Below are 18,040 nucleotides of genomic sequence, written 5' to 3' on the forward strand. Positions count from 1 at the left end.
GGGTGGGGCTGTGGGGCGGCGGCCGAACCTCGCGCTGGAACGTGATGTCCCGGCGAGTGTGCGGCCGGTCACACCCGCGAGGGGAGATGTCATGCGGGCATAGCCCGCACCAATCACCGCCCGGCGCAGGTGCGTCGGGTCGCTGGGGGCAACGACGCCCGACGGCGCGCGCTACTGCCCGGAAACGGACGGGAACTGGGACAGCAACTGCTGCCACGCCGGACCGATGACGACGAGGTCGCCCCAGGATCCGTCCGTGAAGTGGAAGCGGAGCGTGGCCTTGTGCGGCATTCCGCCTTCCCCATCGAGGTGCTCGACACCGCGCACCTTCTCCCGCGTCACGGACCAGCCCGTCTCCGAGCCCAGATCGCCGACGTACACGAGGTGCAGCCCGAATTGGCCCGACACCAGGAGGCGACGGGCGGCGGCCTTGTGCGCCGCGAGAAGTGACCCGGCGATACTTCCCCAGCCGCCGCGCAGTGCACGCTTCCGCCGGAAGAACAGCTTGCTCACGAGCCAGTCGTAGATCGTCCCGACGGGGTCGCTGAGGTAGTAGACAGGCGTGACGACGAAGGAGAAGACCCGGTCCCCGAAAGTCTTCTTCCGCTTCCGGATCACCGACGGGTTCGGCCATCGGCGGCGTGGTGGTGTTCTCGCGCGCTGCGAAACACTGCTGAGGCCGAAGACCACCGGCCGGTCCACGCCCGCCAATGCCTCTTCGATCTGGTGGCCGAAATCCTGCGCGCTGCCCACGTTCCTCGCGTAGGTCCGCAGAGCCTCGGGCTCCACCTCGAACTGCGCAGACACCGTTGCTCCCCCGGCGCCCTGTTCCGGTCGTGCCCGACGCTAGACGGCTCGTCGGGGCGAAGAGGCGACGGTCATGTGCGGATACCGTCACAATCCGCGGAACACGGCGCCTACGCAGGCGGGTTGCCGACGCCGAGGAGGAGGCGCAGGGCCGCGTTCCGGAAGGGGGCGACGCCCGGGGTGTGGACGGCGCGGTTCATGGCCGCCGCCGCGCGGGCGATCCGCTGCGTGGGGCGGCGGCGCAGCGCGTCGTAGGCGGCGAGGGCGTCCTCGACGTGCCGGTGGGCCGCGAGTTCGCGGGCCAGCGTGACGCCGTCGACCAGCGCCTCGCACTCCCCGCGGCCGAGGTCGGGCGTCATCGCGTGAGCCGCGTCGCCGATCAGTGCCACCCGCCCGCGCACGTAGCTCGGCAACGGCCGTTCCAGGTCGCACAGGTCGTGCCGCAGCACGTCCTCGCCGCCCGCCTTCTCGACCGCGTCGAGTACGCGCCGCACGTCGGCGTGCCAGCCGCCGAAGGCGGTGCGCAGCGCCGTCGGATCGCCGCCCTTGGCGACGGCCCGCCAGGGCGCCCGGACGCAGGCGAACCAGTTCGTGCGGCCCGCCTCGTGCGGGGTGATGCCGAAGCGCGAGGCGTTGCCCCAGGTCTCCGACGCGTGTTCGGTCGCGCCGTCGACCGTGCCGCGCCACGAGGTGACGCCCGTGTACCGGATGCCGTGGGCGTCGCCGAAGAGCGCGTGTCGGGCACGGCTGCCCAACCCGTCGGCGGCGATCACCACGTCGTGGGCGCCGCCGGCGAGGGTGACGTCCGGGACCTCGGCGTCGAAGCGGACGACGCCGTCGGGCAGCAGGCCGGCGAGCGTACGGAGGAGGGTCGGCCGGGCGACGAGACGGACCTGGTCGTGCGTGCCCGAGCGTACGGACACGTCGACGGACGCGATGCGGCGGCCGTCGGGCCGCAGCAGGGCACCGCCGCGCTGCACGTGGCCGCGCGCGCGGATCTCGTCGCCGGCGCCGACGGCGTCGAGAGCCCTCAGGGCGCTGGGCCACATGCCCAGCGTGGTGCCGGTACGCGGCAGGCCGGCGGCACGTTCCCGGACCTCCACGTCCCACCCGTCCTGGACCAGCCGTGCCGCGCAGGCCAGCCCGCCGATGCCGCCGCCGATGATCAGTGCGCTCCGCGTCATGGACCCCACCGTACTACGTTTACAGTAGAGCGGTGGCGTGGCGGGCCGGCACCCGTAGAGTTCTCCGTTCCGGGGGAGATCGGTACACGGAGGGAGACGAGGCGACGATGGGTGGCGGCCGCAGACGAGAAGTCCTGGACGCAGCCGTGGAGGTGCTGGCCACCGGGGGACTGCGCCGGCTCACCTACCAGGCGGTGGACACGACGGCGGGCGTGCCGCCGGGCAGCACCTCCAATCACTTCCGGAACCGCGAGGCACTGCTCGACGGCATCGTGGCGCACCTCGAAGCCCTGGACCGCGAGGACTGGGAGCGCGGCGTCGGCACCCTCCCGGCCGCGCCCACCGGGACTCCGGCGCCCGACGACCCCTCGGTCCCGGACGGTCCCGAGGAACTGGCCACCGCACTGGAGGGGCTCGTCCGGCACCTGGTCGGGCCGGGCAGGCACCGCACCACCGCCCGGTACGCCCTCACGCTGGAGGCCATCGCGCGCCCCGCGGTCGGCGAGGCGCTGCGCCGCGGCCACGCCTCGCTCCTCGACTGGGGCGCCCGCATCCTCAAGGCAATGGGCTCCCCCCAACCCGAGGAGCACAGCCGGGCCCTGGCCGCCCTGCTCGAAGGGCTGATGTTCCAGCAGGTGGCCCTGCCGGAGGACGGCTTCGACCCGCTGCCGAGCATCCGTACGGCGGTGCGCGCCATGCTCCCCGAGACGGCGGGCGACGCACCCGCCGACCGTGCCGGAGCCGCCCCCGCCACGGCCTGAACGAAGTCGTTCCGGATCGGGTCGTTCGCCTGAACACGTGGCTGGGCCATGCCGCCCGTCCTCTCCCCGAAGGGCCGCGCGACAGCAGGTCGCCGACCATGCGGACGTGCCGGCGTGGAGCCGTACCGGCGCCCGAGCCGGACGGACCGCCGGGCGCGGCGGCTGTCGGCGGCGGCTGTCAGCGGCGGCTGTCGGCGGCGGCGCGCATACTGGCCCCATGGGCTCCGGCCGTCGCAGCGCCACGACCGCTGCCGCACCGACCGCGCCCCCGGCGGACCCGCCGCTGGGGGGCACGTACGAGTTCGCGCGCGCCCGCCGCACCCTCGGCGCCATGGTGGCCTCGACGACCGGTTACCGCAGCCGTGGCGCCACACCGCAGCTGCACCGCGGGCTGCCGTCCCCCCACCTCACGCTGATCTTCTCCCTCGACGGCCCGGTGGTGGCCGGCGAGTCTCCCGAGCACGCCCGCTCGGCGGACGCGTACCGGACCGAGATCGTGCTCGGCGGCCTGCACCAGCGGCCGGCGTACGTCGTGCAGCCGTCCCACGAGGAGGGCGTGCAGCTGGCGGTGCACCCGCTGGCCGCGCGTGCCCTCTTCGGCATGCCCGCGGCCGAGCTCACGCAGCTGGCGGGCGACGGCGGAGACGTCCTCGGCGCGCGGGCCGTGGAGATCCGCGAGCAGCTCGGCGAGCAGTCCGGCTGGGCGGAACGCTTCGCGACGCTGACCGCGTACCTGCGGCGGCAGGCGGAGGACGCCGGACGGCGGGCCGAGGTGCGCCCGGAGATCGCGGAGGCCTGGCGCTGGATGGCCTGGCACGGCGGCGCGGGCTCGCTCGACGGCATGGCCCGGCACGTCGCGCTCAGCCGGCGGCAGCTCACCACCCTCTTCCAGCGCGAGGTGGGGGCCGGGCCCAAGCAGGTCAGCCGGCTGATGCGGTTCGAACGGGCGCAGCGCGCCGTGACGGAGGCCGTCACGGCGGGGCGGACGCCCGACCTGTCGCGGATCGCCGCCCGCTGCGGCTACTTCGACCACTCGCACCTGGTGCGGGACTTCCGCCAGTACACCGGGCTGAGCCCGACCGGGTGGATCTGCGAGGAGCGCCGGAATATCCAAGCCGGAGGACACCGGAACGGCGAAGAGTGGGACGCATGAACGCACAGCACACCGGCACCGAGACCGGCACACCACAGACCGGAGACCCCACGCCTCAGGCCCCCGCGCCGACCGTCTGGCCCACCCTCTCGGCCCGTGACGCGCTCGGCCTGATCGACTTCCTGGTGGAGAAGATCGGCTTCCACCGCACCGCCGTCTACACCGACGGCGACCGGGTCGCGCACGCCCAGCTCAGCTGGCCCGAGGGCGGCGGCGTGATGCTCGGTTCCCACAAGCCCGACGGCGAGTGGAACGTGACGCCCGGCACCTTCGGCGCCTACGTGGTCACCGACGACGTCGACGGCCTCTACGCACGGGTCAAGGCGGCCGGGGTCACCATCGGGCGCGACCTCACCGACCAGGACTACGGCAACCGCGACTTCACGATCACCGACCCCGAGGGCAACCTCTGGTGCTTCGGGGTCTACCGCGGCGAGCCCGTGCCGCCGGCCGGACAGGGCTGAGGGTCCGGGGGCGGCGGCGGGAGCGCGGGCCGGGCTGATCCGGCGGGCCGTTCGGGTCCGTTCGGGACGGTCCGGCCCGGTCCGTTCGGGGTGGGCCGGCCCACCCGCTGGTCAGGCCGGGCTGCCGTTCGGCCGGATGCCCAGCGGTTCGCCGATCTCCGCGGCCATCACCGCACCGGCCTCCGCCTCCAGCTCACCGTCGTAGCTCTCGGTGTCGCTGTCGGTGTCCAGCCCGTCGAGCGCACCCAGCGGCTGGTTCAGCCGCACGTGCGCCACCAGCGACTGGAGCGCCCGCAGCGACGCCGAGGCGGCCGTACCCCAGTTGGTGAGGTAGGAGAACTGCCACCACCACAGCGCCTCGCTGACGCGACCCGCGCGGTAGTGGGCCATGCCGTGCCGCAGGTCGGTCACGATGTTCGCCACGTCGTCGGAGATCCGGCAGGCCACCGGAGCCTTGTGCGGCTCGTACGGGTCGAAGACCTCGGTGTAGACGTCGACGTGCTCCAGCAGGCCCGCGAGGCGCTCGCGCAGCTCGTCCACATCCGCCTCCGGGCCGATGTCCGGCTCGTAGCGCTCCTCGGGAACGATGTCCTCGTGCGCGCCCAACCGGCCCCCCGCCAGGAGCAGTTGGGACAGCTCCAGCAGCAGGTACGGGACGGCGCTGTCCGGCTCGTCGCCCTTGGCGACCTCCACGACCGAGACGAGGAAGCTCTCGACCTGGTCGGAGATCTGCACGGCGAAGTCGTTCGGGTCGTCCTTGATCGAGTTGAGCGTGGCGTCAGACATCCAGCGTTCGCCTCCCCTCGAAGGCCCGCCCCAGCGTGACCTCGTCGGCGTATTCGAGATCCCCCCCGACGGGGAGGCCGCTGGCCAGGCGGGTGACCTTGAGGCCCATCGCGGAGACCAGGCGCGCGAGGTACGTGGCCGTGGCCTCGCCCTCCAGGTTGGGGTCGGTGGCCAGGATCAGCTCCGTCACCGAACCGTCCGCGAGCCTGGTCATCAGCTCACGGATACGCAGATCGTCCGGGCCCACGCCCTCGATCGGGCTGATCGCCCCGCCCAGCACGTGGTACCGGCCGCGGAACTCCCGGGTCCGCTCGATCGCGACGACGTCCTTCGGCTCCTCCACCACGCAGATCAGCGCGGGGTCGCGACGTGGGTCCTGGCAGACCCGGCACTGCTCGGCCTGCGCGACGTTGCCGCAGACCGCGCAGAAGCGGACCTTCTCCTTCACCTCGGTGAGGGCCGCCGCGAGACGCCGGACGTCGGTCGGCTCCGCCTGGAGGATGTGGAAGGCGATCCGCTGCGCGCTCTTCGGACCGACGCCGGGCAGCCTGCCCAACTCGTCGATGAGGTCCTGGACCACGCCTTCGTACACGGATGCCTGCTCTCACTCCCCGGGAACCGGCTCCCGGCTCTGCCGTACGCCGTACGGTAGTCGCCCGCGGCGCGCGGCTGCTACCGCCTCGGCGGTTGTCGTACCGGACCGCCGCAGGTCGCCCGGGCGGCTCGGGGCACGCTGCACGCAGGGGTGGGTCCCGGCGTGGCACCGAAGCGGAGGACGAGGACGGGAACGACGCGGCGCCCACGCGGCGGGACCGCCGGCGCGGACGCCCGTACGTCACCCCGTGCGTCCGTCAGAAGGGCATGCCCGGCATGCCGCCCAGGCCCTGTGCCAGCGGGCCGAGCTTCTGCTGCGCCAGCTCCTGGGCCTCGTTGTTCGCGTCCCGCACGGCGGCGACCACCAGGTCGGCCAGGGTCTCCGTGTCCTGCGGGTCCACGGCCCCGGGGTCGATCACCAGACCCTGCAGCTCACCGGAACCATTGACCGTCGCCTTGACCAGGCCACCGCCCGCCGACCCCTCGACGTGGGCCTGCGCGAGCTCCTCCTGCGCCGCCGCGAGGTCCTGCTGCATCTTCTGCGCCTGCTGCAGCAGCTGCTGCATGTCGGGCTGGCCACCACCGGGAATCACGACTGGCTCCTGGTCGTCGAGGACGTGTGTACGCGCCCGAGCCTACGTGTTCGGCGCCGCGTTCGCGGCCCTCCCCACCAGCCGCCCGCCGACGCCGCGCCCCGACGCACGGAGCGGGGAGGCCGGCTCGGTGGGCCCGCCTCCCCCGCGCGACCCCGCACCCGGACCCGACTGCAGGGCCGTGGGGCACGACCCGGACGGCGCGGCGTGCGCGGAGCCCGACGTCCGCCACTCCGCCCGGCCGGGCGGAGCCCCCGCCCTCGGCGCCCGAGCGGCGGCGCACGGCCCGCCCGGGAGACTCGTCCGGCCGACCGGCGGGAGCCCGTCAGTCGTGCGGGATCTCCTCGATCACCGTGGCGCCCAGTTCGCGCACGATCAGGTCGTAGCCAGAGAGGGCATTCTCGTCGAGGTCGGCGTCGTCGTCCGCCGGCATGTCGTCCTCGATGGAAGAGGGCTGAGCCGCAGGCGCCGCCACCGGTGCCGACGGACGGGGAGCCGCGCCCGCCTCCGCTCCCGCCGGCGCGGTCTGGGCGTAGGCCAGGGCCTGGCGCGCGCCCGCAGACGGAGATGCGGCCGAAGCGCCACCTCCCCCTCCGGGACCCGCGCCGTCACCGGCGCCGGGTGGTGGGGACGGGTGCGGGACCGCTCCCGCGCCGGGGCCCGGCGACGTACCGCCGCCGCCCCACCCGGAACCACCCGCGCCTCCGGGCCCGCCGTGGCCGCCCTGCCCCGGACCCGGGCCCGGACCCGGGCCACGGCCGCCGCCAGCCGGTCCCGAACCGGCGCCGCCGGACGGATCGACGACCGCTTCGACCTTCCACTGCACGCCGACCGCGTCGTTCAGTGCCTGCACGAGCACCTCGACGCTGCCGCCGTTCGCGAAGCTGTCCCGTGCGCCGGAGGTGGAGAAACCGACCTGGAGCGTCGTGCCGTCGAAGCCGACGACCTGGGCGTTCTGGCTGAGGAGGATCCAGGTGAAGCGGCGACGGTTCTTGACCGCCTCGAGGATCTGCGGCCACAGCTGCCGCACCTGAGCCGCACCCTGCGCGCTGTCCTGCGACGGCGCCTGGGGCTGTGGGTGGGACTGGGGCTGTGGGTGGGACTGGGGCTGTGGGTGGGACTGGGGCTGCTGGGACTGCTGCGGCTGTGCTGCGGGCGGCCCGGCCGCCCGCCCCTGCACCGGGGCGGCCTCGGCGGACGGGGCCGCGGAGCCCGCACCACCTCCCGCGCCGGGCCACTCTCCCGGTCGCCGCTCCGCCTGCTGCTGCGGCTGCCGTGGTTCCTGAGCGCCCTCGGCGGGCCCGGTGCCCGTCGGCCACGCGCCCGGACGCCGTCCCGGCGTCTCGGCGCCCGGGCCGCCCGCCCCCGGACCACCGGCCCCCTCCTGCGGCGCCGTGCTCCCAGCGGGGGACGCACCGGGGCGGCGCCCCGGCTCGGGGCCTGCGGCGGGTGCGGCTCCGACCGGCCAGCCGTCGGGGCCGACCTCGCCCTCGTCCGCCTCGGCCGCCTGGGCGGGCCGCCCCGGCGCACCATCGCCCTGGTGCACCGGTCCCTGCGTCGCGTGCGTCTGCGGTGCGTGCGTCTGCGGTGCCTGCCCGCTCGGGGCTTCCGCCTGCGGCGGCCCCGCGGGCGGACCGCCCAGCGCGGCACGCGCCGCTGCCGGCCCGGTCGCTCCGGGCGCTGCCGGCACACCGCCCGCGGCGGCCGGTGCGGGGCCCGCCACCGGGCCTCCCGCACCCGCCACCGTGGCGCCGCGCTCCAGTCGGTCCAGGCGCGCCTGCACCGACTGCTCGTCCGCGTATGTCGCGGGCAGCAGCACGCGGGCGCAGATCAGCTCCAGTTGCAGCCGCGGGGAGGTCGCCCCCCGCATCTCGGTCAGGCCGCTGTTCACCAGGTCCGCCGCACGGCTCAGCTCCGCCGCGCCGAACTTCCGCGCCTGGTCGAGCATCCGCTCCAGCACGTCCACCGGCGCGTCGATCAGCCCCTTCTCCGCCGCGTCCGGCACCGCCGCGAGGATCACCAGGTCACGCAGCCGCTCCAGGAGGTCGGCCACGAAACGGCGCGGGTCGTGGCCGCCCTCGATCACGCGGTCCACGATCTCGAAAGCCGACGCCCCGTCGCCGCCCGCGAACGCCTCCACGACCTCGTCCAGCAGCGCGCCGTCCGTGTAGCCGAGCAGCGCGGTGGCCATGGCGTACGTCACGCCGTCCTCGCCGGCCCCGGCCAGCAGCTGGTCCATCACGGACATCGAGTCACGTACGGATCCGGCGCCCGCGCGCACCGCGAGCGGCAGGACGGCCTCGTCCACCGGGATCGCCTCGCGCTCGCACACGGCCGACAGGTAGTCCCGCAACGTCCCGGGCGGCACCAGCCGGAACGGATAGTGGTGCGTACGCGACCGGATGGTGCCGATGACCTTCTCCGGCTCCGTCGTCGCGAAGATGAACTTGAGGTGCTCCGGCGGCTCCTCGACCACCTTCAGCAGGGCGTTGAAGCCCGCCGGGGTGACCATGTGCGCCTCGTCGATGATGTAGATCTTGTAACGACTGGAGGCCGGCCCGAAGAACGCCTTCTCGCGCAGCTCACGGGCGTCGTCCACACCGCCGTGCGAGGCGGCGTCGATCTCGATCACGTCGATCGACCCGGGCCCGTTGCGCGCCAGGTCCAGGCAGGACCGGCACGCTCCGCACGGCGTCGGCGTGGGGCCCTGCTCGCAGTTCAGGCAGCGGGCGAGGATGCGCGCACTGGTCGTCTTGCCGCAGCCGCGCGGCCCGCTGAAGAGATACGCGTGGTTGACCCGGTTGTTGCGCAGCGCCTGCTGCAGCGGGTCGGTGACATGCTCCTGCCCGATGACCTCGGCGAAGGTCTCCGGGCGGTAGCGGCGGTACAGAGCGAGGGACGACACACCCCGACGATATCGGCCCCCACCGACATCACAGGAACCCCGAGGACACAGCGACGCGCGGACGCCGTGGCCGGAACGCAAGGCGCCCCTCACGCACCCGCCAGAGCCCCCCTACCCTTGCTGCCTTCCGGCCCTGGGGGAGTTCAGAGAGTTAGCGCCACGTGAGGGGCTGCGCTCAGCCTACCCGATGCCCCGAGCTGCGAACGAACCACCCACCCACCCCTCCGGACCCAACCGGCCGACCCCGGGGAGCGGGTTCGCGAGCACCCCTCGATGTCTTGTATGGTTTGCGGCGGAGGATTCGCCTAGTGGCCTAGGGCGCACGCTTGGAAAGCGTGTTGGGGGCAACCCCTCACGAGTTCGAATCTCGTATCCTCCGCCCAGCCTCACCGGGCTGAACGTAGGGCCCCACCGCTCCGGCGGTGGGGCCCTACGTAGTTCGTGGCCTCAGTTTGGTCTCAGTTGCCACGCTCCCTGCCGCGGGTAGGAGACCCGGCACCCTCACGGTTGCTGATCGAGCAGTCCGCCCACGCAGGTGGAAAGCGTGTTGGGGCAACCCCGCACGAGTTCGCCTCACCAGCTGAACGAAGGCCCCGGACCGGTTCGCCGGTCGGAGCCTTCGTCGGGTTCGTGAACCGCAGCCGGCTTCACAGCCGTCGGCGGCGGCGACCTCTCGCACCGTCGTGTGCGCCCCGCACTGCGCGTCCTAGCGGAGCTTCTCCCACTTCGGGCTGAGCGCGACCTCCCGCAGCTGCTGCATCGTCAGCGCCGGGGTGGCGCGGCCCGGCTCGGCGTGCGCCGCACCGTTGTTGAAGGCGCTGATCACGACGCGGAAGCCGTCGGAACCGGGCCGCAGGGTGTCCACGGTCCACATGACGACCCCCGGGACCCGGTCGTCGCCCGGTCCCTGCCGGGTGGCGACGAGCGTGCCGTCGGGAAGGGTCTCGGCGGATGCGAAGAGTTCGTCGGCGACGTCGTCCATCCCGTACTGCACGTTGATCTGGACGAGGCTCCTTCCCCGCCCGTCGTCCACCACGACGTAGGCGTACTGGGAGTCCTGGTGCCCGCGCTCGACCACGTCCAGCTTCCCGGGAAGCAGTTCGGCGAGGGTCCTACCCACCTCGTTTCCCGGTGCGCCCGGTGGCGGAGGGTCGTCCGGGAGGCTCTCCGTGGGTGTCGGCCCGGGGTCCTGCGGAACGGCGTCCACCACGTCGCGCCACACGTCGGCGGTCACGACCTCCCGCAGCTGCTCCGGCGTCAGTGGAGGGTTCTCGCGGCTGACCGGCGCGCCCTTCTGCGCCGGGGCGTTCCACTCGTCGACGGACACGTACTGTCCCTGAGGCGTGACCAGGCCCGCCGACCACCACTTGGTGTCTACACGCCGGTCCGGATACTCGTAGCCCTGGAACACCATGAACCGCGAGCCGTCGGACAGCCGGCTACTGCTGCAGTCGTCGTGCGGGGTGAAGGTCGGGTCCGGGCACGTCGTCAGCTCCTCGGCCCGCGCGCTGTCCGGGTCGACCCGGCTGAAGCCCACCGCGATCGCGGCGGCACCGTCACCGTCGTCGTACACGAGTCGCGCGGTCGGCCCCAGCTCGGCATCCGTGCCACGGGCGCTCTCACCGCTGAAGCGACCACCGTCCGGGAGGATTTCCCGAAGCTCCCGCAGGAGGGCGTCGCCGGTGAAAGACGTGGGAGCGGCGGAGGCCGGGGAGGTGGGCGTGGCGGAGACGGCGGACGAGGGAGCGGCGGAGGGGGAGCCGCTCGACGCCACGTTGACGGGCCCGGGCTCCGACGCGCCGCCCGTGGGCAGCACCGCGCCGGCCACGCCGATCAGAGCGACGCCTGCCACCCCGCCCAGCACGCCTGCCCGGCGACGCAGCAGGACCGTCCTGCGTCCACGGGACCGTCCGCCGGCGACGAGCGCCTCGTGGTCGGCCTCGAAGCCGTGCGCGGCCTCGCGCAGGGCGGCGACGACCCGGTCGTCGGACGGATCGTCGTGAGGGTTCTCGGGCATGGCCAAACCACCCTTTCCGGGGGATGAGTCGAATCGAGCACGAAGGCGGAGCCGGCGACGGTCGGTGTCAGCGCCCGGCGTACTCCGCCAGGTCCTCGCTCAGCAGCTCCCTGAGCCGTCCGAGCGCCCGCACGCAGCGCGTCCGCACGGCCGCCGAGCTGACGTCGAGCACGTCGGCGGTCTGGGCGACCGAGCGGTCCTCCCAGTAGCGGAGGACGAGGACGGCCCGGTCCTTCACCGCCAGCCGGGAAAGTCCGTCCATCAGCGTCAGCCGCAGCGAGGCGTCGCCGTCGACGGCGACGCCCCGGTCCGGCAACCGGTCCGTCACCCGCTCGCCGCTGCTGTGCCGACGGCGGTGGGCGAGGAACGTCCGGGTGAGCACGGTCTGCGCGTACCCTGCCGGGTTCTCCGCGCGGGACACCCGCCCCCAGCGGACGTACAACCGGCCGAGGGTCTCCTGCACGAGGTCCTCGGCCAGGTGCGTGTCGCCGGCGGTGAGCAGACACGCGGACCGGTAGAGGTGCCCCGCTCGCGCTCGCGCGAACTCGGCGTACTCGTCCGAGCGTCCCTGCCTCATGTACGACTCCCCCGTGTTGCCGCTCGCCGCGTGTGGTGTTCACCTTCTTGATGCGCCGGGACGACGGAAATGTTTCACCCGGGTTTTCGTGGACGCTCCGATCGAGGTGACGCCCCGGCCCCGGGGCTGTACGGCCCCCGGCGCGGCGGGTCGCCGGAACGGGTCGCTGTGCTTGTGTGCGAGCCGATCCGGGGGGACGCTGGAGGGCATGCCTGCGGTGGAACGCCGGAAGCGTTCCACAGGAGCGAGGTAGGCGCTATGAACGTACCCGACCAGCACCGGAGCGATCACCACCGGCTTCTCGCGGACCCGCCCACCGCCCGCCGGGTCGCCGTGATCACCCTCGGTGAGGCGGACGTGGTGACGGGATGGAGTCCCGGCGCCCGGTACCTCCTGGGCTACTTCGCCGACCAGGTCGTGGGCGTGCCGGTGGGACGCCTCATCGCCTCCGGCCCCGGGGTCCTGTCGTCGGTCACCGAGGAATGGGACGGCGACGTCACCCTGCGGCACGCGAGCGGGCACCTGCTGACGGTTCCGGTGCGGGCGTGCCGCCTCTCCGACGGCGGCGCGGGGCAGCGGGCGCTGCTGGCCGTCGCACCGGAGGACGACGCGGCGGACGGCACGACCCACGGCACCGCGACCGACACGGCAGCGGGACCGCACCACGGCACGCACGACGTCGCACGCGCCGGCACACACGACGTCACCCACGACGTCGCGGAGGTCTTCGCGCTCCCCGACGGCCCGGCCATGCTGGACTGGCTGTTCAGTGCGTCCCCCGTGCCGCTCACGGTGTACGACACGGACCTGCGCTGCGTCTGGCAGAACACCGCCATGAGCAGGATGACCGGCACCTCCCAGTGCGAACGCCGGGGGACACGGCCGGGCGACGTCCTGACCAGCCCGGACATCGCCCGGTGGGAGGCCTGCATGCGCCAGGCGATGCGCAGCGGCACCGACGCGGCCCCTTGCACGATGCACGCGCGCACACGGGCCGACCCGGACCACGACCGCGTACTGCTGGCCACCGCCTCCCCGCTGCGGGGCAGCGCGGGCCGGATACTGGGCGTGTGCGCCACGGTGCACGACGTGACCGAACCGCACGCCTACCGGGAGCGGCTGGCCCTCCTGAACGAAGCCGGCGCACGCATCGGCAGCACGCTCGACCTGAGCATGACCGCCCAGGAACTCGCCGACGTACTCGTGCCCCGGCTCGCCGACTTCGTGAGCGTCGACCTGCTGGAGCCGCTGCTCCGCGGCGACGAACCAGGCCCCGTCGTCACCGGCGTCACGCTGCGCCGCATGGCGCACCAGTCCGTGAACGAAGGGGCCCCGGAGGCCATGGCCGCGCCCGGCGCCGTGGACACGTACCCGCCGTCCTCGCCCCCGTTCCGCTGCCTCGCCGAGGGCCGCCCGCTGCTGCTCAGGTGCAGGGACTCCCGGGTGAGCCGGTGGTTCGCGGACGACCCGGTGCGGGCCGAGCGCGCCGAGCAGTACGGCTTCCACTCGTGGCTGCTCGTCCCCATCCGCGCACGGGGGGTGACCCTGGGTCTGACGGTGTTCTGCCGCTCCTGGCCGAACGAGCCGTTCGAGGACGACGACCTGCTCCTCGCCGAGGAGGTGGTGACCCGTGCGGCCATCTCCCTCGACAACGCCCGCAGCTACACCCGCGAGCACACCGCCGCGCTCGCCCTCCAACGGAGCCTGCTCCCCCGGGAGCTCCCGCGCCGTCCCGCGCTGGAGGCCACCTTCCGGTACCTGCCCGCGAGTTCCCAGTTCGGCGTCGGCGGCGACTGGGTCGACGTGATCCCCCTGTCGGGCGGCCGCGTCGCCCTGGTGATCGGCGACGTGGTCGGCCACGGCATCCACGCCGCCGCCACCATGGGCCGCCTGCGCACGGCCGTACGCACCCTCGCCGACGTGGACCTCGCCCCCGACGAACTGCTGGCCCGCCTCGACGACCAGGTCACCCACCTCGACGCCGGTGAGGCGGGCGCACCGGAAGGGTCCGCCACCTCGGAGGCGACGGCGAGCTGCCTGTACGCCGTGTACGACCCCGTCACCCGGAACTGCTCCGTCGCCTCCGCCGGGCAGCCGCCACCGGCGCTGCTCACCCCGGACGGCGACGTCACGTTCCCGCCCGTCGAATGCGGTCCCCCGCTGGGAGGTTGCGGCCTGCCCTACGTGACCAGCGAACTGCGGCTGCGGGACGGCAGCGAACTCGTCCTCTACACCGACGGGCTGATCAGCACCCGCGCCGGCGAGATCGACGAGAACCTGGAGCGGCTGGGCCGCGCGCTCGCCCGTCCGGCCTCCTCCCTGGACGCCCGCTGCGACGCGGTCGTCCGGGCCCTTCTGCCCGAGCACCCCGAGGACGACGTGGCGGTGCTGATCGCCCGCACCCACGCCCTCGACGAGGACCGGGTCGCCACGTGGGACGTGCCCGCCGACCCGGCGGTCGTCGCCGACGCCCGGTCCTGGGCCACCCGCCGGATGGCCGCCTGGGGTCTGGAGGACATGGCCTGCGTCACCGAACTGGTGGTGAGCGAACTCGTCACCAACGCCATCCGCTACGGGACTCCCCCCATCCAGCTCCGGCTGATCAAGGACAACGCCCTCATCTGCGAGGTCTCCGACACCAGCAGCACCGCCCCGCACCTGCGCCGCACACCGGTCTTCGACGAAGGCGGACGCGGACTCCTTCTGGTGGCACAGCTGACCCAGCGCTGGGGCAGCCGGCACAGCCGTGACGGCAAGACGATCTGGTGCGAACAGCCCGTCCCTCCGGAGGCACGCGGCGCCTGACGCCCCGTCCAGCGGCGGCTGCTCGGGGTGTTCGAGGTTCCGCTTCCGCTTCCGCTTAGGATCTTCGTTCGTGGACTGGGTGGGGCGCGTCGGGGAGCTGCGGCAGTGGAGCGCGAACGGGGTGCGGGCGCCGCACAAGCCGTTGCTGCTGCTGTACGCGCTGGGGCGGTTCCAGGAGGACGCGGACGCGGGGCTGCGGTACAGCGCCGTGGAGAACGACCTGAAACGGCTGCTCGAGGAGTACGGGCCCGCGCACCGGACGACGCCGGCGTACCCGTTCCACCATCTGGCCGGCGACGGGGTGTGGGAGGTGCGCACCGACGGCGGGCGGGGCAGCCCCGGAACCGGTGTGGGCGCGCTGCGGGAGTCGGGGGCTACCGGGCGGCTGGCGCCCGGGCTGCGGCAGGCGCTGGCGGATGACGCGGGGCTCGCCGACCGGCTGGCGGCCGTACTGCTGGATCTGCACTTCCCTCCGTCGCTGCACGAGGAGTTGCTGGATGCGGTGGGCCTCGTGACGGGTGCGGGCGTGACGGACGTGGTGACGGAGGTGGTGCCGACCGCGCGCCGGCGGCGGGACCGGCGGATACGCGACCGTCGGATGCGGAACGCCGTACTGACCGCGTACGAGTACCGGTGCGCGTTCTGCGGCTACGACGGCAGCATCGGGGCCGTGCCCGTGGGGCTGGAGGCGGCGCACGTGCGGTGGTGGGCGTTCGACGGGCCGGACGTCGTCGAGAACGGTCTCTGCCTGTGCTCGCTGCATCACCGGTTGTTCGACAAGGGTGTGCTCGGCGTCGGGGAGGGCCGGGAGGTCATGGTGTCCCAGCACTTCGTCGGACGGGGACGGGCCGCGCGGGAACAGGTGCTGGAGCTGGCGGGACGGCCGCTGATCGGGCCGCAGCGCGGCGCGGCGACGGTCGCGGCGGAGCACCGCGCCTGGCACGCGCGCAACGTGTTCCGCGGCGCGCCCCGGCAGGCCGTACACGCCGAGTAGCCGTTCCGCCGGCCGGGGCGGGGGTACCCGCCGACGCGTGATGTGGGTCGGGACGTCCGGGTGGCAGTACCGGGACTGGTGCGGAGTGCTCTACCCGGCGCAGGTGCCGCAGCGGCTCTGGCTGGAGGAGTACGCGCGGCGGTTCGCGACGGTGGAGAACAACTCCGCCTTCTACCGGCTGCCCACCACGGAGACGTTCGCCGGATGGCGGGAGCGGACGCCGGAGGGGTTCGTGATGACCGTCAAGGCCAGCCGGTATCTCACGCACATCCGGCGGCTGCGGGAGCCGTCCGGGCCGGTGGCGCGGCTGACGGGCCGGGCCGTGGAAGGGCTGGGTGACCGGCTGGGGCCGGTGCTGGTGCAGCTGCCGCCCGGTTTCCGCGCGGACGTGGACGCGCTCGACGCGTGCCTGCGGTGCTTCCCGCGCGGGGTGCGGGTGGCCGTCGAGCTGCGGCACGCCTCCTGGTGGGAGGAGCGGCATGCCCTGCGGGCGGTGCTGGAGCGCCACGACAGCCCGGTGTGCTGGGCGGACCGCCTGTCCCGTCCCGTCACCCCGCTGTGGCGGACGGCGTCCTGGGGGTATGTGCGCCTGCACGAGGGCGCCGCGCGACCGTGGCCGCGGTACGGCCGGCAGGCGCTGCGCGTCTGGGCGGAACGGATCGCGGACGCGTACGCCGACCGGGACGACGTGTTCGTCTACTTCAACAACGATCCCGGCGCCGCCGCGGTCCTCGACGCCGTCCGCTTCGCCCGGACCGCGGAAGCCGCGTGCCGCACGACGACGCCGGTTCCCGCGTCCGTTCCGTGAGGTGGGCCCGGGAACGGGCTCTCACCCGTCGGCAACCACGGCCGCCGCGTCCGCGTCTCTACCCGAGATCGGGTGAACTTCGACGAGAGGGGGCGGACGTGGCGCTGTTCGGGAACGCGCACACCATCGACGCGGGGAAGGCGCAGCAGGACTACGGGCGGCTGCTGGGGAACGGCGAACGGGTGCACGTGGCGTACCAGTTGGTCCGGGACGTCATCCTCTTCACCGACCGGCGGCTGATCCTGGTCGACAAGCAGGGGATCACCGGCAAGAAGACGGAGTACCACTCGGTGCCCTACCGGAGCATCACGCACTTCTCGGTGGAGACGGCCGGCACCTTCGACCTGGACGCCGAGCTGAAGATCTGGCTGTCCGGGAGCCCGGCGCCGATCGAGAAGACGTTCACCAAGGGCGTCGACATCTACGAGGTGCAGGCCGTCCTCACCCAGTTCGTGGCCCGGTAGCCGCGTCGTCCGCCCGACCCGCGTGCCGCGGCGCCTGGGGGAAAACCGGATGCCGCGGGGCGCGGGCCGCTCTAGGGTCGCCGGGGACGTTCCGGAGAGCCGAGTGCGGCCGGGGCCGGGGCGCGTCGGCCGGAGGGGTGGATGCGTGCGGTACCGCGAGTTGGGCGCGAGCGGAGTGACGGTTTCCGAGATCGGGTACGGCGCCTGGGGCATCGGGGAGTCCGGCTGGGTGGGTGCGACCGAGGACGAGTCGCTGCGCGCGCTGGACCGCGCCCTCGACCTCGGCGTCACCTTCGTCGACACGGCCCGGGGCTACGGCGAGAGCGAGCGGATCGTCGGGCGGGTCGTCCGGGAGCGGCGGCGCGACGAGGTGCGGGTCGCCACCAAGGTGCCGCCGCTGAACGGGGTGTGGCCCGCCCCTGAAGGGCTCGACCCGGCCGGGACGTTTCCCGGTGAGCACATTCGCGCGAGCCTGGAGACCAGTCTCCGCAGCAGCGGGCTGGACCACTTCGACCTGCTGCAGTTCCACGTGTGGAGCGACGAGTGGGTCGGGCGCGGCGACTGGCTGGAGACGGTCACGGCGCTGAAGCAGGAAGGGAAGATCGGCCTGTTCGGCATCTCCGTCAACGACCATCAGCCGGGCAACGCCGTCGAACTGGTGCGCTCCGGTGCCGTGGACAGCGTGCAGGTGATCTACAACGTCTTCGACCAGTCGCCGGAGGACGAACTGCTGCCGGCGTGCGTGGAGCACGGCGTGGGCGTCGTCGTGCGGGTGGCCCTGGACGAGGGCGGCCTCACCGGGCGGATCACGGCGGACAGCACGTTCCCCGAAGGGGACTTCCGCCGCCGCTACTTCCGTGACGACAGGCCGGCGCAGGTCGAACGGCGGGTGGACGCGCTGACCACCGACCTCGGCATCGGACGGGACGAGACGGCCGAGCACGCGCTGCGCTTCGTGCTGAGTTCGCCTGCGGTGTCCACCGTCATCCCCGGCATGCGCACCGTGCGGAACGTCGAGCGCAACGTGGCGGTCAGCGACGGGCGCGCGCTGGCCGCCGGGAAGCTCGCCGTGCTGCGGAAGCACCGGTGGCCGCGCAACTTCTACTCCTGAGCGGCGGCTTCCGGGGC

General features: G+C 73.6%; 16 protein-coding genes, 1 tRNA gene and 1 other RNA gene. 9 read left to right on the top strand and 9 right to left on the bottom strand.

The window, feature by feature from the left end; translation table 11 throughout:
• Positions 1–171: 171 nt before the first annotated feature.
• A complete protein-coding gene (locus K304_RS0120835; RefSeq protein WP_027765298.1) occupies positions 172–807 on the bottom strand; it encodes a hypothetical protein in 636 nt (211 codons plus the stop codon).
• Between the two features lie 110 nt (positions 808–917).
• Entirely contained in the window at positions 918–1,991 is a 1,074-nt protein-coding gene (locus tag K304_RS0120840) for an FAD-dependent monooxygenase (protein WP_027765299.1), read from the bottom strand.
• A gap of 107 nt (positions 1,992–2,098) precedes the next feature.
• On the opposite strand from K304_RS0120840, the gene K304_RS30370 reads away from it, so the two are divergent.
• From K304_RS30370 to K304_RS30375, 3 genes are all read left to right on the top strand, one after another.
• The gene (locus tag K304_RS30370) at positions 2,099–2,752 is read left to right on the top strand and encodes a TetR family transcriptional regulator (RefSeq protein WP_037791424.1); all 654 of its coding nucleotides are present in this window, start codon (positions 2,099–2,101) and stop codon (positions 2,750–2,752) included.
• A 217-nt stretch (positions 2,753–2,969) separates the two neighbouring features.
• Positions 2,970–3,905 (top strand): helix-turn-helix transcriptional regulator, encoded by a 936-nt coding sequence (locus K304_RS0120850; RefSeq protein WP_078529455.1) that lies wholly within the window; start codon positions 2,970–2,972, stop codon positions 3,903–3,905.
• On the top strand, positions 3,902–4,369 hold the full coding sequence (locus K304_RS30375; protein ID WP_051308671.1) for a VOC family protein: 468 nt from the start codon (positions 3,902–3,904) through the stop codon (positions 4,367–4,369). The genes K304_RS0120850 and K304_RS30375 overlap by 4 nt, the downstream gene beginning before the upstream one ends.
• Before the next feature lie 111 nt (positions 4,370–4,480).
• Here the strand turns inward: K304_RS30375 and K304_RS0120860 are convergent, their stop codons facing one another.
• The 5 genes from K304_RS0120860 to ffs form a co-directional block, all read right to left on the bottom strand.
• Positions 4,481–5,155, bottom strand: a complete 675-nt coding sequence (locus tag K304_RS0120860; RefSeq protein ID WP_027765301.1) for a DUF5063 domain-containing protein — start codon at positions 5,153–5,155, stop codon at positions 4,481–4,483.
• Positions 5,148–5,747 carry a recombination mediator RecR gene (gene recR, locus K304_RS0120865; protein WP_027765302.1) on the bottom strand — a complete coding sequence of 200 codons (600 nt, stop codon included), beginning with the start codon at positions 5,745–5,747 and terminating at the stop codon, positions 5,148–5,150. The genes K304_RS0120860 and recR overlap by 8 nt, the downstream gene beginning before the upstream one ends.
• 259 nt (positions 5,748–6,006) lie before the next feature.
• Complete coding sequence (locus K304_RS0120870; RefSeq protein WP_078529457.1) at positions 6,007–6,342, bottom strand: YbaB/EbfC family nucleoid-associated protein; 336 nt, start codon at positions 6,340–6,342, stop codon at positions 6,007–6,009.
• 325 nt (positions 6,343–6,667) lie between these two features.
• Positions 6,668–9,247: a DNA polymerase III subunit gamma and tau gene (locus K304_RS0120875; protein ID WP_027765304.1), complete on the bottom strand. Its 2,580-nt coding sequence runs from the start codon at positions 9,245–9,247 to the stop codon at positions 6,668–6,670.
• A 78-nt stretch (positions 9,248–9,325) separates the two neighbouring features.
• Positions 9,326–9,420: signal recognition particle sRNA small type (ffs, locus tag K304_RS32515), an RNA gene on the bottom strand.
• 121 nt (positions 9,421–9,541) lie between these two features.
• On the opposite strand from ffs, the gene K304_RS0120880 reads away from it, so the two are divergent.
• Positions 9,542–9,626, top strand: a tRNA-Ser gene (locus K304_RS0120880).
• 327 nt (positions 9,627–9,953) lie between these two features.
• On the opposite strand, the gene K304_RS33480 is transcribed toward K304_RS0120880, so the two are convergent.
• Both K304_RS33480 and K304_RS0120890 read right to left on the bottom strand, forming a co-directional pair.
• Complete coding sequence (locus K304_RS33480; RefSeq protein WP_027765305.1) at positions 9,954–11,264, bottom strand: hypothetical protein; 1,311 nt, start codon at positions 11,262–11,264, stop codon at positions 9,954–9,956.
• A 67-nt stretch (positions 11,265–11,331) separates the two neighbouring features.
• Entirely contained in the window at positions 11,332–11,841 is a 510-nt protein-coding gene (locus K304_RS0120890; protein WP_027765306.1) for a SigE family RNA polymerase sigma factor, read from the bottom strand.
• A 258-nt stretch (positions 11,842–12,099) separates the two neighbouring features.
• Here K304_RS0120890 and K304_RS30380 point away from each other — a divergent pair, with 258 nt between their 5' ends.
• The 5 genes from K304_RS30380 (at position 12,100) to K304_RS0120915 (ending at position 18,023) form a co-directional block, all read left to right on the top strand.
• Positions 12,100–14,646 (top strand): SpoIIE family protein phosphatase, encoded by a 2,547-nt coding sequence (locus K304_RS30380; RefSeq protein ID WP_051308672.1) that lies wholly within the window; start codon positions 12,100–12,102, stop codon positions 14,644–14,646.
• Positions 14,647–14,716: 70 nt separating this feature from the next.
• The gene (locus tag K304_RS0120900; protein WP_027765307.1) at positions 14,717–15,640 is read left to right on the top strand and encodes a phosphorothioated DNA-binding restriction endonuclease; all 924 of its coding nucleotides are present in this window, start codon (positions 14,717–14,719) and stop codon (positions 15,638–15,640) included.
• A 40-nt stretch (positions 15,641–15,680) separates the two neighbouring features.
• Positions 15,681–16,448, top strand: coding sequence for a DUF72 domain-containing protein (locus K304_RS0120905; RefSeq protein WP_037791426.1), 768 nt, complete (start codon positions 15,681–15,683; stop codon positions 16,446–16,448).
• A 98-nt stretch (positions 16,449–16,546) separates the two neighbouring features.
• Entirely contained in the window at positions 16,547–16,912 is a 366-nt protein-coding gene (locus K304_RS0120910; RefSeq protein WP_027765309.1) for a PH domain-containing protein, read from the top strand.
• Positions 16,913–17,057: 145 nt separating this feature from the next.
• On the top strand, positions 17,058–18,023 hold the full coding sequence (locus K304_RS0120915; protein ID WP_027765310.1) for an aldo/keto reductase: 966 nt from the start codon (positions 17,058–17,060) through the stop codon (positions 18,021–18,023).
• Positions 18,024–18,040: the final 17 nt, after the last annotated feature.

The organism is Streptomyces sp. CNS606 (assembly GCF_000426325.1).